Annotated in this window: 20 protein-coding genes; 18 read left to right on the forward strand and 2 right to left on the reverse strand. The window is 67.6% G+C overall.

The annotated features are described in order from the left end of the window. Positions 1-20: 20 nt before the first annotated feature. Entirely contained in the window at positions 21-743 is a 723-nt protein-coding gene (flgF, locus tag FHT36_RS23330; RefSeq protein ID WP_169124849.1) for a flagellar basal-body rod protein FlgF, read from the reverse strand. A 1-nt stretch (position 744) separates the two neighbouring features. Continuing rightward, positions 745-1,509, reverse strand: coding sequence for a DUF1217 domain-containing protein (locus tag FHT36_RS23335; protein ID WP_169124850.1), 765 nt, complete (start codon positions 1,507-1,509; stop codon positions 745-747). Positions 1,510-1,952: 443 nt separating this feature from the next. On the opposite strand from FHT36_RS23335, the gene motA reads away from it, so the two are divergent. The 18 genes from motA (at position 1,953) to FHT36_RS23425 (ending at position 14,895) form a co-directional block, all read left to right on the forward strand. Beyond that, positions 1,953-2,840: a flagellar motor stator protein MotA gene (gene motA, locus FHT36_RS23340; RefSeq protein WP_169124851.1), complete on the forward strand. Its 888-nt coding sequence runs from the start codon at positions 1,953-1,955 to the stop codon at positions 2,838-2,840. A 3-nt stretch (positions 2,841-2,843) separates the two neighbouring features. Next, positions 2,844-3,779 (forward strand): flagellar motor switch protein FliM, encoded by a 936-nt coding sequence (locus tag FHT36_RS23345; protein WP_169124852.1) that lies wholly within the window; start codon positions 2,844-2,846, stop codon positions 3,777-3,779. Further along, positions 3,760-4,062 carry a hypothetical protein gene (locus FHT36_RS23350; protein WP_169124853.1) on the forward strand — a complete coding sequence of 101 codons (303 nt, stop codon included), beginning with the start codon at positions 3,760-3,762 and terminating at the stop codon, positions 4,060-4,062. The genes FHT36_RS23345 and FHT36_RS23350 overlap by 20 nt, the downstream gene beginning before the upstream one ends. 51 nt (positions 4,063-4,113) lie before the next feature. Next, a complete protein-coding gene (fliN, locus tag FHT36_RS23355) occupies positions 4,114-4,440 on the forward strand; it encodes a flagellar motor switch protein FliN (RefSeq protein WP_371745101.1) in 327 nt (108 codons plus the stop codon). A gap of 7 nt (positions 4,441-4,447) precedes the next feature. After that, a complete protein-coding gene (locus FHT36_RS23360; protein WP_169124855.1) occupies positions 4,448-5,470 on the forward strand; it encodes a flagellar motor switch protein FliG in 1,023 nt (340 codons plus the stop codon). Between the two features lie 38 nt (positions 5,471-5,508). Next, complete coding sequence (gene flhB / locus FHT36_RS23365; protein ID WP_169124856.1) at positions 5,509-6,585, forward strand: flagellar biosynthesis protein FlhB; 1,077 nt, start codon at positions 5,509-5,511, stop codon at positions 6,583-6,585. Continuing rightward, positions 6,572-7,027: a hypothetical protein gene (locus tag FHT36_RS23370; RefSeq protein ID WP_169124857.1), complete on the forward strand. Its 456-nt coding sequence runs from the start codon at positions 6,572-6,574 to the stop codon at positions 7,025-7,027. The genes flhB and FHT36_RS23370 overlap by 14 nt, the downstream gene beginning before the upstream one ends. 114 nt (positions 7,028-7,141) lie before the next feature. After that, on the forward strand, positions 7,142-7,522 hold the full coding sequence (flgB, locus tag FHT36_RS23375; protein ID WP_169124858.1) for a flagellar basal body rod protein FlgB: 381 nt from the start codon (positions 7,142-7,144) through the stop codon (positions 7,520-7,522). Continuing rightward, on the forward strand, positions 7,519-7,941 hold the full coding sequence (gene flgC / locus FHT36_RS23380) for a flagellar basal body rod protein FlgC (protein ID WP_169124859.1): 423 nt from the start codon (positions 7,519-7,521) through the stop codon (positions 7,939-7,941). The genes flgB and flgC overlap by 4 nt, the downstream gene beginning before the upstream one ends. Next, positions 7,941-8,267, forward strand: coding sequence for a flagellar hook-basal body complex protein FliE (locus FHT36_RS23385; RefSeq protein WP_169124860.1), 327 nt, complete (start codon positions 7,941-7,943; stop codon positions 8,265-8,267). Before flgC ends, FHT36_RS23385 begins: the two co-directional genes overlap by 1 nt. 10 nt (positions 8,268-8,277) lie before the next feature. Continuing rightward, complete coding sequence (gene flgG / locus FHT36_RS23390; protein WP_169124861.1) at positions 8,278-9,066, forward strand: flagellar basal-body rod protein FlgG; 789 nt, start codon at positions 8,278-8,280, stop codon at positions 9,064-9,066. Positions 9,067-9,155: 89 nt separating this feature from the next. After that, positions 9,156-9,677: a flagellar basal body P-ring formation chaperone FlgA gene (gene flgA / locus FHT36_RS23395; RefSeq protein ID WP_169124862.1), complete on the forward strand. Its 522-nt coding sequence runs from the start codon at positions 9,156-9,158 to the stop codon at positions 9,675-9,677. Then, complete coding sequence (flgI, locus tag FHT36_RS23400; protein WP_169124863.1) at positions 9,674-10,780, forward strand: flagellar basal body P-ring protein FlgI; 1,107 nt, start codon at positions 9,674-9,676, stop codon at positions 10,778-10,780. The genes flgA and flgI overlap by 4 nt, the downstream gene beginning before the upstream one ends. Before the next feature lie 108 nt (positions 10,781-10,888). Beyond that, on the forward strand, positions 10,889-11,584 hold the full coding sequence (locus tag FHT36_RS23405) for a MotE family protein (protein ID WP_246702406.1): 696 nt from the start codon (positions 10,889-10,891) through the stop codon (positions 11,582-11,584). After that, complete coding sequence (locus FHT36_RS23410) at positions 11,584-12,321, forward strand: flagellar basal body L-ring protein FlgH (RefSeq protein ID WP_169124864.1); 738 nt, start codon at positions 11,584-11,586, stop codon at positions 12,319-12,321. Before FHT36_RS23405 ends, FHT36_RS23410 begins: the two co-directional genes overlap by 1 nt. 4 nt (positions 12,322-12,325) lie before the next feature. Continuing rightward, positions 12,326-12,835, forward strand: coding sequence for a flagellar basal body-associated FliL family protein (locus FHT36_RS23415; protein WP_169124865.1), 510 nt, complete (start codon positions 12,326-12,328; stop codon positions 12,833-12,835). Between the two features lie 116 nt (positions 12,836-12,951). Then, on the forward strand, positions 12,952-13,659 hold the full coding sequence (gene fliP / locus FHT36_RS23420) for a flagellar type III secretion system pore protein FliP (protein WP_169124866.1): 708 nt from the start codon (positions 12,952-12,954) through the stop codon (positions 13,657-13,659). 192 nt (positions 13,660-13,851) lie between these two features. Continuing rightward, positions 13,852-14,895 (forward strand): flagellin, encoded by a 1,044-nt coding sequence (locus FHT36_RS23425; RefSeq protein WP_169124867.1) that lies wholly within the window; start codon positions 13,852-13,854, stop codon positions 14,893-14,895. Positions 14,896-15,073: the final 178 nt, after the last annotated feature.

Here is a 15,073-nt window from a genome sequence, read left to right on the forward strand (position 1 = left end):
CGTGTTCACGGGGGGCGCACTCATCCGGGACCAAGCTCGCGGATGGTCTGGGAGGTGGAATCCTCGGTCTGCGACACGGCGGAGGCGGCCATCTCGAAGGCGCGCTGGAGGGCGATGAGACGCGTCATTTCGGTGATGGCATCCACGTTGGCGCCTTCCACGAAACCCTGCCGCACCACGTTGCGGTTGTAGTTCTGCACCAGCGCTGCGGGCTTGTCCGGCACCACCAACGCGCCGTCACGGCGGGTGAGCTTCGCGTCCTCGGGGATCAGGAACAGGCCGATGCGGCCGACGGCGCGCCGGTTCTGCGAGATCGAGCCATCGGTGCCGATGCGCACCGTCCCGCCGGTGGGATCGATGACCACCGGCGCACCGGAGGCATCGAGGATCGGCCGGCCGGAGAGGGTGCGCAATTCGCCCTCCGGACTCATATTCATGCGCCCGTCGCGGGTATAGGCGGTGGTCGCGCCGTCGCGCACCGCGAACCAGCCCTTCCCCTCCACCGCGATGTCCAGCGGATTGCCGGTGGGGTTGATCGGCCCCGACTTGCGCGAGGTGTAGGTCTCGCCCGTGGAGGTGAAGGACACGTCCTGCCCCCCCGCCTTGGAGACCATCTCCTCGAACCGCACCTCTTCGGCGCGGTATCCGGCGGTGTTTAGGTTGGCCACGTTGTTGGCGATGGTGGTCAGGCGCTTGTCGGCGGCGAGCTGCGCCGAAAGCGAGACGTATAGTCCCGAGCCCATCTCAGCCCCCGTACTTCAGATTGAGGATGGAGAAGGAGGCGGCGCTGGAGGTGCGTGCCGAGAAGAGATCCAGCACCGGGGCGGCATCCACGCCCTGCGCCACGTCCCATTTGGCGGTGAAGCGGCGCAGCAGCGCATCGAGCTTCGCCGGCTCCTTCAGGTCCGCGATGTTGAACTGCGCCTTCACCGCCTTGGCCTGCTTCTCGATGGGGGCGGCCGCCATGGCGTCGGGAAAGTCGTAGATGGTCTTCATCACCTTCCAGAGCGCGGGATCGGCGAGCAGGCCGTAGACGGATTTCACGGTGGGCGCCTGGCGCTGGAAATAGAGCGCGAGCTGCACGCCTTCGTTGCTGGCGCCCTGGTCCGCCTCCAACGCCTGGCGCACATAGCGGTCCACCACCTTCTGGCCGGCCTCGGCCGATTGGGTGGCGGCGGCGCCGAGGCCCTTGAAATCGAACACCTTGGCGAAGGCCTTGAAGCGATCGTCGTTGAGCTTGTTGGCGAAGCTCTTGGGATCGGTCACGCCCTCCTTCAACACCTTGCGCATGTAGCCCTTGGCATAGGCCATGTCCTCAAGGCCGAACGCCTTCATGGCATAGGTGAAGAGCCGGGTGTCCTTCAGGAAGCCGTCGATGCTCGTCACCTTGCCGATGTGCTTGAGGTAATAGCTCGATTCCAAAGCCACCGGCTTCTCGGCCGCCTTGGTCGACAAGGAGCGCGTCATGTCGCGCGCCAGCAGGCGGTAGGTGAGGAGCGTGCTTTCCATGGGAGCATCCGCAACGGCAAGGAGCAGGGGCACGTGCGGCGGGAGCCGCGCGGGCTGGCCCATTTCGCCCGCGCTGCCTTGCGCGAGCCTTGCCTGCGCCGGCCTTCCGACGTCAAGCGATTGAATATGTGAGATTTTTGCGTGGCGAGCCCAGCGCGGACCGGAAGACGTCATCGCTGACACCCCCCGGTCCGGCCACCCCGTGCCGGTCAGGGCTTGGCACGGGATATCGAAGGCTTCGCAAAGGCCGTACGTGCAACCAGAAAGGCCTGCGAGCCAAGACGCGAGTTGTGTAGCATGCACAACCCATGGAAGGCAGAACAATCCATTCCATTTTGGCGGTGATTATGGAGTGAACGGCGGTCATTGCAAAGCTCGACAGAGCACAGCCTCGCACAATCCTCGCCCCCTACCACCGGACACCGGACAAAACGGGGGAAGCCGTGGCCGTCATCATCGGAATCATCTTGGGGCTGGCCGCGACCTTCGGCGGGTTCATGGCCATGGGCGGCCACCCGGAAGTGGTGTGGCAGCCGTTTGAATATCTCATCATCGGCGGCATCGCCTTTTCCACCTTCATCATCGCCAACCCGCTGTCCGTCATCAAGGACACGGGCTCCGGCATCATGCAGGCGGCCATGGGGACCGGGCCGAAGCGCAAGGATTTCCTCGCCCTCCTCAGTCTCCTCTACGCGCTGATGCGCGACATGCGCCAGAAGCCGCGCAACGAGATCGAGGCGCATATCGACGACCCGGCAAGCTCCGCGCTGTTCGGCCATTTCCCGAGCCTGCTCAAGGACAAGGAACTGACCCAGTACATCTGCGACTACGCCCGCCTCATCCTCATCGGCAACGCCAAGTCGCACGAGATCGAGGCGCTGATGGAGCAGGAGATCTCCACCATCAAGAAGCACAAGACCAAGGCCGCCGGCGCCCTTGGCACGGTGGCGGAAGCACTGCCCGCGCTCGGCATCTGCGCCGCGGTGCTCGGCATCGTGAAGGCCATGGGCGCCATCGACCAGTCGCCGGAAATCCTCGGCCACTATATCGGCTCGGCGCTCATCGGCACCTTCGTCGGCATCTACTCGTCCTACGCCATCATCTCGCCCCTCGCCGCCAAGGTGAAGAGCACGCGCGAGAAGCAGTGCCAGCCCTTCATCATCACCAAGCAGGCGCTGATTGCCTTCATGAACGGCGCGCTGCCCCCCATCGCGCTGGAGCACGGCCGCAAGACCATTTCCGCCGGCGAGCGCCCCACCATCGACGAGGTGGAGAGCGAGGCCATCCAGGCCGCACCCTCGGCCAACGGCACCGTGCAGCAGGCGGCCTGAGCCATGGCACCCAAATCCGCCTCCAAGCACCACGACATCCGCGACATGCTGCTGGATGCCGCCGGCCTCTCGCTGGACCGGCTCCCCATGCTGCACGTGCTGTTCGACCGCATGGCCACATTCTGCGCCGACGGGCTCCGGCAGGTGGCCGCCTCGCAGGCCTATTACTCGCTCTCCAGCGTCGAGAGCGGGCGCATCGGCGATGTGCTGGAAGCCTATGAGGGCATGGCCATCGCCGGCATCTTCAATGCCCCCTCGTGGGACAGCCAGCTCATCGTCGGCTTCGACCGTGATTTCATCTTCACCATGATCGAGGTGCTGTTCGGCGCCGACGGGTCCGAGCCGCCGGTGGAGGACGAGCGCTCCTTCTCCAACATCGAGGGGCGCGTGGCGCAGCTCCTGTTCGAGCAGATGACGAAGGCGCTGAAATCCGCTTTCGCCCTCGTCAGCGACACCACCTTCCAGTTCGAGCGGCAGGAAACCCGCATGGATTTCGCCGTGATCGGCCGGCGCAACAATCTGGCAGTGACCGCGAAATTCCTTTTGCAGGCGCTGAACCGCGGCGGCGAGATGTTCGTCACCATTCCGCAGTCCGCCCTCACGCCGCTGCGCCGCGCGCTCGCCAGCACCAGCCAGGCCGAGACCGGCGGGCGCGACCCGAAATGGGCGCAGAAGATCCGCGACGAGGTCAACCGCACCGAGGTGGAGTTGCGCGCCGTGCTGGACGAGCACGAGGTGACGCTCGGCGACATCGCCGCTCTCAAGGTCGGCCAGATCCTCAAGCTCGACGCCACGCCCGCGAGCCGGGTGAAGCTGGAGAGCGCCGCCCAGCCGCTCTTCTGGTGCCATCTCGGCCAGTCGGACGGCGGCTACGTGGTGCGCCTCGACGAGCAGATCAACCAGCATCAGGACTTCATCGATGACATCCTTCCCCGCTGATCTCATCCTCCTCGCCGCGCTGGTCGTCACGACCGCTTCTGTCGCCCTGCTCAACCGCCGGCTCAAGGCGGTGGACCGGCTGAATGCCGACTACGGCAAGGCGCTGGCGGAGGCCTCCTCGGCCCTCATCTGCGCCCGTGACGCGCTCGACACCTTCGGCCGCGACGGCCGCGAGGTTCTGGTGCTGCTCGCCGGCCGCATCGACACCGCCCATGCCCTCCTCGCCGAGATCGACGCGCGCCAGTCCCGCGCGTCCCTGGCGCCCGAGCTGCACGACCGCTGACCGCCCTCGCACTTCCGGATCAAAGCCATGTCCGCTCCCGACATCGAAACCATGACCCCGTCCAGCGCGCTGGAGGAAGCCCTTCTGTCCAAGGCCGGCGAGACGCTCGGCTCCGGCGCGGGGCTTGAGACCGTCAAGCGCATCCCAGTGCTGCTGCAGGTGGTACTCGGCTCGGCCAGCATGCCCGTTTCAAGCCTGTTGAAGCTCAATCGCGGCACCGTCGTGCCCCTTGACCACCGGGTGGGCGAGCCGGTGGACGTGGTGGTGAACGGCCGCGTCATCGCCCGCGGCGAGGTGATGGTGGTGGAGGACGACAATTCCCGCTTCGGCGTCTCCCTGACCGAGATCGTCGGCCCCAACGACGCCGACGCCGGCTGAGGCGGCCATGCCGGCTGCGAGCGCGGCGAAACCGCGCCCCCTCCAGGGCATCGACCGCGTGGCGGCCCTGCTGATGGCCATGGGCACGCCCGCGGCCAACCGGGTGATGAAGCATTTCGAGCCGGACGAGATCCGCCTCATCACCCGCTCCATCGCATCGCTGAAGCCGGTCAGCACCGCGCAGATCGAGAGCCTGGTCGAGGACTTCGCCAGCAATTTCGCCGGCGGGGCGAACCTCGTCGGCACGGTCGCCGACGTGGAGCGGCTGCTTCAGGGCGTCCTGCCGCCCGAGCAGATCGCCGACATCATGAACGACATCATGGGTGCGGCGAACCAGTCGATCTGGGACCGCATCTCCACCGTCAACGAGAACGTGCTCGCCACCTACGTCGCCAAGGAGCACCCGCAGACCGCCGCGCTGATGCTCTCCAAGGTCAGGCCCGCCTGCGCCGCCAAGGTGCTGAGCTTCATCCCGGAGGAGAAGCGCAACGGCATCATGCGGCGGATGCTCACCTTCAAGCCCATCGTGGACGCCACCATGCAGGTCATCGAGCGCACGGTGCACGAGGACTTCATGATGAACTTCTCGCGCAATGCCGGCGCCGACCCGCACGCGCGCATGGCCGACATCATCAACAAGATGGACCGCGACGCCATGGAGACGGTGCTCGCGAGCCTCGCCTCGACGCGGCCGAAGTCCGCCGAGATCCTGAAGGGCCTGCTCTTCACCTTCGACGACATCGTGAAGCTGACGCCGCGCGCCCGCACCGCGCTGTTCGACCAGGTGCCCACCGACAAATTGGTGCTGGCGCTGAAGGGCACCGATCCCGAGTTCCGCGAGATCATCCTCCAGTCGCTCGGTGCCCGCGTGCGCCGCATGGTGGAGCAGGAGATGGCGGGCAGCGAGCCGGCCCCGGCCAAGGACGTGATGGAGGCGCGCCGCACCGTCACCGACCTCGCCCTCGACATGGCCGGCCGCGGCGAGATCGAGATCTCCTCCGGCACGGAGGAGGATGCCTATGTGCGCTGACCGCCACCTCCTGAGCCGCCCCCCGCAGTGGGGGCGCCATGTCTGAGGAACAGGACAAGGAGAGCAAGACAGAAGAGGCGAGCGAGAAGAAGATTTCCGACGCCGTGGAGAAGGGCAACGTGCCTTTCTCGCGGGAGGCGGCGCTGTTCGCCTCGCTCCTCGGCATCCTCGCCATCCTCGCCTTCTTCGTCACCGCCCCGGTGCGGCTGCTGACCGCCGACCTCTCCCGCCTCATCGACGATCCCGCTGGCTTTCCCATCTCCACGGGCAATGACGCGGTCTCGATCCTTTGGGGGGCGCTGGCCGGGGCGGGGCGCTTCCTGATGCCCATGGTGATCGTGCTGATGCTGGCCGGGCTTGTGGCTTCGGGCTTCCAGAATGTGCCGGCGCTGGTGGCCGAACGCATCCGGCCGCAATGGTCGCGGGTGTCGCCCTCGGCCGGCTTCAAGCGCATCTTCGGCACGCAGGGCCACATCGAGTTCGGCAAGGCGCTGTTCAAGCTCTTCGCCATCGGCATCGTCGCGGCGCTGGTGCTCTATGCGCAGGAGCACGAGGTGGTGAACGCCATGTTCACCGATCCCCTGCGCCTGCCGAGCGTGCTCCTCGCCCTCGCCATGCGGCTGGTCGCCACGGTGTGCGTCGTCACCATCGGGCTGGTGGCCGCCGACATCGTGTGGTCGCGGGTCAGCTGGAAGACCAACCTGCGCATGACGAAGCAGGAGGTGAAGGACGAGTTCAAGCAGGCCGAGGGCGACCCCATGGTGAAGGCACGCATCCGCGCCGTCGCCCGCGAGCGGGCGCGCCAGCGCATGATGAACGCCGTGCCCAAGGCCACCGTGGTGATCGCCAACCCGACGCACTATGCCGTCGCCCTGCAATACGATCGGCAGACCGGCGGCGCGCCGCTGGTGGTGGCCAAGGGCGTGGACCTCATCGCCCTCAAGATCCGCGAGATCGCGGAGCGCCACGGCGTGCCGGTGATCGAGGACCGTCCGCTCGCCCGCGCCCTGTTCGCGGCGGTGGAGGTGGACCAGTGGATTCCGCAGGACTTCTACCGGCCGGTGGCGAAGATCCTGCACTACATCTATGCGAGGCCGGGCCATGGCGCGAAATGAATTCCTCCGCCTCCAGCGTCTCGCCGCCCGGCCGAAGATGGAGCGGCTTGCCTGCGAGCGGGCGCTGGCCGGCGCGCTGCGCGAGGTGATGACCGAACTGTTCTTCACCAATGCCGGGCTGCTCATGGCCTATATCCATGCCGGGCAGACCAACATCATCGACGACATCGTCGCCTCCTGCGCCGAGCGCTCCCTGAAGCCGGGCGCGCTGCGCTATGGCGGGCAGGCGGTGATCCAGGCCGACTGGGGCGTCGCCCCCACCGTCTCCATGGACATGGAACTCGGCTGCGACGACTGCTCGCTCTACTTCCGCATCATCTTCGATGCGGGCGCCGTGGGCGTGGAGATGGACAGCATCCTCTACCACGGCGACGAGCCCGCGCCCGATGCCCTCCTCGAACACCTCACGGCGACACTGGACCAGGTGCGCCTTGGCGCGTGAAGACCGGGTTCGGGGACGATCACCGCCCGGCCAGCCTCGGGCAAGTTTCGCGCGCTAGGAAACGGTCATCCCTCGCCCCTTCCGAAGGCGCGCGAGCCATCTGGGGAATGTGCCATGGAGCCCCTGTTCCTGTTCAATCTCGCCTCGCGGCACGCCCAGTGGGCGACGGTGCGGCAGACGGCCATCGCGGGAAACATCGCGAATGCCAATACCCCCGGCTACAAGGCGGTGGATACCGAGCCGTTCAGCGCGATCCTCGATCGCACGCGGCTCTCCCTCGCCCGCACCTCCGGCAGCCACATGGACCTCGCCGCTGGCGGGATCGGCGCCACCAAGACCGCCGCGCGCGAGGGCTGGGACACCTCCCATTCCGGCAACAGCGTGAGCCTTGAGCAGGAGATGCTGAAGGCCGACGAGGTGAACCGCGCCTATTCGCTCAACACCTCCATCGTCCGCTCCTTCCACCGCATGATCCTCGCGAGCGTGAAGTCATGATCGGCGATCCCTTCAAGACCATCACCGGCATCGCATCGAGCGGCCTCGCGGCGCAGACCCAGCGCATGCGCATCGTCGCCGAGAACATCGCCAATGCGCGTTCCACCGGTACGTCGCCCGGCGCCGATCCCTATCGCCGCAAGACGGTTCAGTTCGCGCAGGAGCCGGACCGCGCGCTGGGCGCGTCGCGGGTGACGGTGAAGGCGACGAGCGTGGACCGCAGCGCCTTTTCCATCGAGTTCGACCCCGGCAACCCCGCCGCCGACGCCGATGGCCGGGTGAAGGTGCCGAACGTCAACCCGCTCTCCGAGATGGCGGATCTCCGCGAGGCCGGCCGCAGCTACCAGGCCAACCTGCAGATGATCAAGCAGGCACGCTCCATGGTCGCCATGACCATCGATCTGTTGAGGACGCCGTGATGATCGACGCCGTTTCCCTCAATGCGCTGAGCCGCACCTCCGCCATCAGCGCCACCACCGCCGCCCGTGCCACAGAGGCGGCGAGCGCCACCCAGAGCGCGGGCAGCATTTCCGATTTCTCCACCATGCTCGCCCGCATGTCGTCGGACGCCGTGGACCAGGTGAAGACGGCCGAGGCGAGCGCCATTTCCGGCATCCACGGCAAGGTGTCGGTGCAGCAGGTGGTGGAGGCGGTCATGTCGGCCGAGCAGACGCTCCAGACCGCCATCGCCGTGCGCGACAAGGTGGTCGCCGCCTATCAGGAAATCAGCCGGATGGCCATCTGAGGAGAGTGACATGAGAGCTTTGGCCATCGCCGCGACCGGCATGTCGGCCCAGCAGACCAATGTGGAGGTGATCGCGAACAACATCGCGAACATCAACACCACCGGCTTCAAGCGCGCCCGCGCCGAGTTCACGGATCTGCTCTATCAGGCCGAACGCGCCCAGGGCGTGCCGAACCAGGATGGCGCCGAGCCGGTGCCGGAGGGTGCCCTCGTCGGCCTCGGCGTGCGCACCATCGGCATCCGCAATCTTCATCTGCAGGGGCCGCTGGCGCAGACCGGAAACCCGCTCGACCTCGCGCTCAACGGGCGCGGCTGGTTTCAGATCACCAGCCCCTCGGGCGACACGCTCTATACCCGCGCCGGCTCGTTCAACAAGGGCCCGACCGGCCAGCTCGTGACCGCCGACGGCTATGCCCTGAACCCCGCGCTGACCCTGCCGCAGGATGCGAGCAGCATCGTCATCAACGAGTCGGGCCAAGTCTATGCGCAGATCGCGAACCAGTCCGCGCCGACGCTGGTGGGCCAGCTGACGCTGGCCACCTTCGCCAACGATTCCGGCCTCGAGCCGCTGGGCGACAACCTCTATCGCGAGACCTCCGCCTCCGGCCAGCCGGTGACGGGCGTCGCCGGCACCACCGGCTTCGGCGCCGTGGTGCAGGGGTATCTGGAAGGCTCCAACGTCGATCCCATCAAGGAAATCACCCAGCTCATCCAGGCCCAGCGGGCCTATGAGATGAACTCCAAGGTGATCCAGGCCGCCGACGACATGGCCGGCGTGGTCTCCAAGGGCATCCGGTGAACGGGGCAGCGGAAATGACTCATCCGCAGCGGCGGCCCGCCCGTAGGAGGGCATGGTTGCGGGCCGGCATCGCTGCCGGAATCTGGACCATGCTCTGCGCCGTGGCCGCCCCTGCGATGGCGCAGAGCATTTCCTCCCTTGCCCAGCAGGCCGCCGCCGGTCGCGAAGAGGTCGATGCGCCGCGCGCCGCCCCGGTGCGCCCGCCGGCCGAGGCCGCGCCGACCGCGCGCATTCCGGTCGCCGCCGTCACCCTCTATCCGGGCGATGTCATTTCCGCCGGCATGTTGTCCCAGCGCGAGGTGTCCGATGCCGTGCTTGACCGCGGCGGCATCGCGCTTCAGTCCTCCGCCGTTGTGGGCAAGGCGGCGCGGCGGGTGATAGCCGCCGGCCAGCCGGTGCCGCTCAACGCCCTCACGGAGGTGACCCTCGTCACCAAGGGCGTCGCTACCCGCATCCAGCTGAAGGACGGCGGGCTCGCCATCTCCGGCTATGGCATGCCTCTCGATTCCGGCGCGGCCGGCGCAACCATCCGGCTCAAGAACATGGATTCCGGCCAGATCATCGTCGGCGAAGTGGCGGGCGACGGCACCGTGTGGGTGAAGACCCGATGATCCGCCTGATCGCCACGGCGCTCGCCGCCCTTCTGGCCCTCGCGAGCCCTGCGGCCGCCCAGTCGACGACGCGCATCAAGGACATCTCCTCCATCCAGGGCGTGCGCGACAACCAGCTCGTCGGCTACGGCCTCATCATCGGCCTGCAAGGCACCGGCGACACCCTGCGCAACTCGCCCTTCACCGAGCAGGCCATGCAATCCATGCTCGACCGCATGGGCATCAACGTGCAGGGCCTGTCGCTGCGCGCCAAGAACGTGGCGGCGGTGGCGGTGACGGCGAACCTGCCTGCCTTCGCCGGCCTCGGCACCCGCATCGACGTGACCATCGCTTCGCTCGGCGATGCGACGTCGCTGCGCGGCGGCACGCTGCTGGTGACCCCGCTCAACGGCGCGGACGGCGTGACCTATGCGGTGGCGCAGGGGCAGATCGTCTCCGGCATCCAGATCACCGGGCAGGCGGAGACGCTGAGCCAGGGTGTGCCCACCGCCGGGCGCATCGCGAACGGCGCATTGGTGGAACGGCAGATCCCCGGCCAGCTCTCCGAACTGCCGGAAATCCTCATCGACCTCACCAATCCGGATTTCCGCACCGCTGCGCTGATGGCCGACGTGATCAACGCCTATACCCAGGCCCGCTATGGCAAGCGCCTCGCCCGCGAGCGCGACCTGCGCACAGTGGTGGTGCAGCGCCCGCCCCATTCCGGCACCGCCCGCTTCATCGCGGAAATCGGCGAACTGCGCATCACGCCGGACACGCCCGCCAAGGTGGTGGTTGACCAGCGCACGGGAACGGTGGTCATCGGCCGCAACGTGCAGGTCTCCACCTTCGCCGTCACCCAGGGCAATCTCACGGTGCAGGTGACCGAGGCGCCAGAGGTGTCCCAGCCCGAGCCCTACACCTTCGGCGAGACGGTGGTGGTGCCGCGCACCAATATCCAGGCCGACGAAAGCGGCGGCCCCATCGGCATCGTCCGCGGCACCAACCTCCAGCAGCTGGTGAACGGCCTCAACCGCTTCGGGCTGAAGCCGTCGGACATCATCTCCATCCTCCAGGCGGTGAAGACCTCCGGCGCGCTGCAGGCCGAGCTGGTGTTCCAGTGACGGGCCCTCTCGCCCGCAAGCGTCGCGCAAGTCTCTCCGCCTAGACCGGAACCATCCAAGGCGCCCGTGCCCCCGCCCGGCGCTGCCCCTCGGGGAGGAGGAGGTTCCATGTCCGTCTCGACGGTCCTCATCGACGCCGCAATCATCTATGCGATCGTCTCGGTCTCGTGCTCGCTGCTCGTGGGCGTTGCCGCGCTCCGGCGCGTGACCTGCACGCGACTTCGCATCCTCGTCGTCACAGCCCGCCGCCGCAGGGCCGCCCGGGCCAGAAGCGGCACCGCGCTGGCGCTCGCCGCGCTCTGCGGCACCGTCCTGATGCTCCCGGCTGATGGCCGCGCCGAACCCGCCGCCCCGGCGCCCGATGCCGCGGCCGGCGAGAATGCGGCCCTCTACTGCCGCAACATTGCCGATGCCGCCGCCGACGCCCGCTTTACCCGCCAGCAGGCCGCGCTCGCCGCCATGGAGAAGGAGATCGAGGCCCGCCTCGCCCAGCTGGAAGCCAAGCGCGCCGAATACCAGGACTGGCTGGCGCGCCGCGAGGCCTTCCTGAAGAAGGCCGACGAAAGCCTCATCGCGGTGGTCTCGCAGATGCGCCCGGACGCCGCCGCCGCCCAGCTCGCGGCCATGAACGAGGACATGGCGGCCGCCGTGCTGGCCAGGCTCTCCCCCCGCGTCGCCAGCGCCATCCTCAACGAGAGCGAGCCGGCCCGCGCCGCGCGCCTCACCTCCACCATGGTGGGCATGGCCCGCCGGGCGCAGGAAGGCCGCCCCGACGCCCCCCGCACCACCGGGCGGCCGGGCTGATGCGCACCATGCTTCCCCTTCGCGCCGCCCTCGCAGCGATTACGTGCCTCGCCGTCGCCGGCTGCAAGACGAGCTATGACAACCTCGCCACCGGGCCGACCCTGACCCCCGTGGGCTACGGGCTCGACACCGCGAAGCGCGAGCCGCTGCCCATGACCTTCCAGCAGCCGCCCAAGACCACCTTCCGCTCCACCTGGGATCTCAACCGCTCATCGAGCATGTATCGCGACCTGCGCGCCGCCAAGGTGGGCGACGTGATCCGCGTCGCCATCGCCATCGACGATAAGGCCCAGTTCGACAACGCGACCGACCGCTCGCGCGAATCCAAGAGCAATCTCGGCTTCGACGCGGCGCTCACCCTCTCCGGCTTCGGCAAGGGCACGACCGCGGGCGCTGGCTCCGGCAATCTCGACATCAACGGCGATACCAAGACCAAGGGCAAGGGCAATATCGATCGGTCCGAGAAGCTGCGCCTCTCGGTCGCCGTGGTGGTGACGGAGATCCTGCCGGACGGCAATTTCGTCATCCGCGGCTCACAGGAGATCCTCGTCAATTACGAGGTGCGCGAGCTGACCATCGCCGGCATCGTGAACCCGCTGGACGTATCGTCCACCAACATCATTCCCTACGACAAGATCGCCGAAGCCCGCATTTCCTATGGCGGACGCGGCCGGCTCACGGACGTGCAGCAGCCCGCCTGGGGCCAGCGCATCTATGACGTCGTGACGCCCTGGTGACGTGATGGCGACCGCAGCCCCCGCCAAAGCCCTCGCCCCGAACGGAGCGCCGGAGAAGAAGCCGGGGCTCCTCATGCCCCTTCTCATCGTCACGCTGCTGGCGCTCGCCGCCGGGGCGGGGCTCGGCCTCCAGCTCGCCGGCACCGTGGAGCAGGCGGTGACGAAGAAAGTGGCGACCGAGCCGGAGAAGAAGCCGGCGCCGCCGCTGCGCCATTCCGGCGACCTGGCCCTGAAGGACTTGAAGCCGGTGGTGGTGAACCTCGCCGCGCCCTCCTCCACCTTCATCCGCGTGGAGGCGGCCATCGTGTTCAAGAACGGCGCGCTGGTGAACCCGGACGTGACCGCCGCCGAGCTGCGCGAGGACATCATGGCCTACATGCGCACCCTGGCGCTGAGCCAGCTCGAAGGCCCGAGCGCGCTCCAGCACCTGCGCGAGGACCTCAACGAGCGGGCCCGCGCCCGCTCCGACGGCAAGGTGGACGAACTGATCCTCTCCACGCTGGTGGTGCAGTGAGGGCGCCCGCGCGCCATCCGGCACTCGTGTCGGCGCTCCTCGCGACATTGCTCCTCTCCGCCGGGCCGGCCTTTGCGCAGGGCGCGGCCCAGGGCATAGCGCAGGCGGCATCGCAGATGCCTGCGCTGGAACAGCTCCTGCCCGAAGGCGGCGGCAGCACCGCCGGGCGGGTCATCCAGATGGTGGCCCTGCTCACCGTGCTGTCGGTGGCGCCGGGGCTGCTCATCATGGTCACGAGCTTCACCCGCTTCGTGATCGCCTTTTCCTTCCTGCGCTCGGGCCTTGGCCTGCCCTCCACGCCGGCCAACCTCGTGCTGGTCTCGCTCTCCCTGTTCATGACCTTCTACGTGATGGGGCCGACCTTCGACCGCGCCTGGCAGGACGGGGTGAAGCCCCTCACCGAGAACCGAATGGGCGAGGAAGAGGCGCTTCAGCGCATCGCAGACCCGTTCCGCGACTTCATGCTGACCCACGTGCGCGGCAAGGACCTGAAGCTGTTCGCCGACATCGCCTCCCGAGACAAGCCTGCGGAGGAGGCCGCGAATGCCCCGGCAGCGCCGGAAAAGGCCGGGGAAGAGAAGGTACCCATGCGGGTGCTCATTCCCGCCTTCATGATCTCGGAGCTGCGCCGCGGGTTCGAGATCGGCTTCCTGATCGTGTTGCCCTTCCTCATCATCGACATGATCGTCGCGACGCTGGTCATGTCCATGGGCATGATGATGATGCCGCCGGCGGTCATCTCCCTGCCGTTCAAAATCCTGTTCTTCATCCTCATCGACGGCTGGAACCTGTTGGTCGGGGGGCTGATCCGCTCGTTCTTCTGAGGGCGGCAGCCCGCGCAAGCCTCGCGCAAGCTTGCGCGTTTAACGTCTCTTCCATGGCAGGTTGACCGGCTCCGAAAGGGCCGGGTGCCGGACCCCGAACGGGCCGGCCATCCAAAGGCATGACGCCGCCCTGCCATGCCGGTGTGAGCCCGGCATGTCCCCCTTCATTCCAAGTCACAGAGGGACATTCCCATGACCAGCCTGATCACCAACAACTCCGCCATGGTCGCCCTGCAGACCCTGCGGACGATCAACTCCAACCTCGACACCACCAACGCCCACGTCTCCACCGGCAAGCGGATCAACTCCGCCAATGACGGCGCGGCCTACTGGTCCATCGCCACCACCCTGACCTCCGACAACGGGGCGCTCGGCGCGGTGAAGGATGCCATGAGCCTCGACAAGAACTCGGTGGATGCCGCCTCCAGCGGCGTCAACGCGGTGGTCGCCTCGCTCGCGAAGATCAAGAACAACCTGACGGCCGCCCTCTCGCCGAACGTCGACCGGGCCAAGCTGCAGACGGAAATCTCGTCCTACGTCAGCGAAATCAAGACCACCGCCGACAACACCGTGATGAACGGCAGCAACTGGCTGTCGGTGGATACCAGCGCCTCGGGCTTCAACGGCACCAAGAACCTGCTGTCGTCCTTCTCGCGTACCGGCTCGACCGTGACGGTGGGCTCCACCTCCATCGACACCGGCTCGTTCACTGTCTACGACGCCTCCACGACGGGCACCTCCACCGGCACCTCCACCACCCTCGACAAGGCCGTCACGGCCGTGGCGACGGCGGCGAACGTCACCGCCGGAGCGACCGTCACCGTGGATACGACCGCGGGTAGCCTCAAGGGCTTCATGGACACCAAGTACGTCATCGGCGGCACCGCCACGGCCGGCACCGAAGCCATCACGGACTTCGACGTGTCCGGCCTCGGCAACACCGATGCCGACCTCGCGAAGATCCAGGCCTATGTGAAGATCGTGGACGCCACCATGCAGCAGTTGCAGAACGGCGCCACCACGCTCGGCACCACCTCGACCCGGCTCGACTCGCAGCAGACCTTCGCCCAGAGCCTGATCGACCTCAACACCTCGTCCATCGGCACCCTCGTGGATGCCAACATGGAAGAGGAGTCGACCAAGCTGAAGGCCCTGCAGACGCAGCAGCAGCTCGCGGTGCAGTCCCTGTCCATCGCGAACAGCTCTTCGCAGAACGTGATGACCCTGTTCCGCTGATCGCGTCCGCCGCCGCGCCTCCGGGCGCGGCGGTCCGCGCGCCGGCGCCGCTCCCTCCGGCTGCGTTCCGGCGCGCTCTCCCTTTCAGCGTCCCCCCGACGCCTCCCTCGGCCACCTCCGCCCCCGGAGCGTGGCCACTTTTTTGCGCGCGTGCTCCCCCGCGGGAGCGGAGCTTTCC

It is taken from the genome of Xanthobacter sp. SG618 (genome assembly GCF_012932745.1).
Taxonomy (GTDB): domain Bacteria; phylum Pseudomonadota; class Alphaproteobacteria; order Rhizobiales; family Xanthobacteraceae; genus Xanthobacter; species Xanthobacter flavus.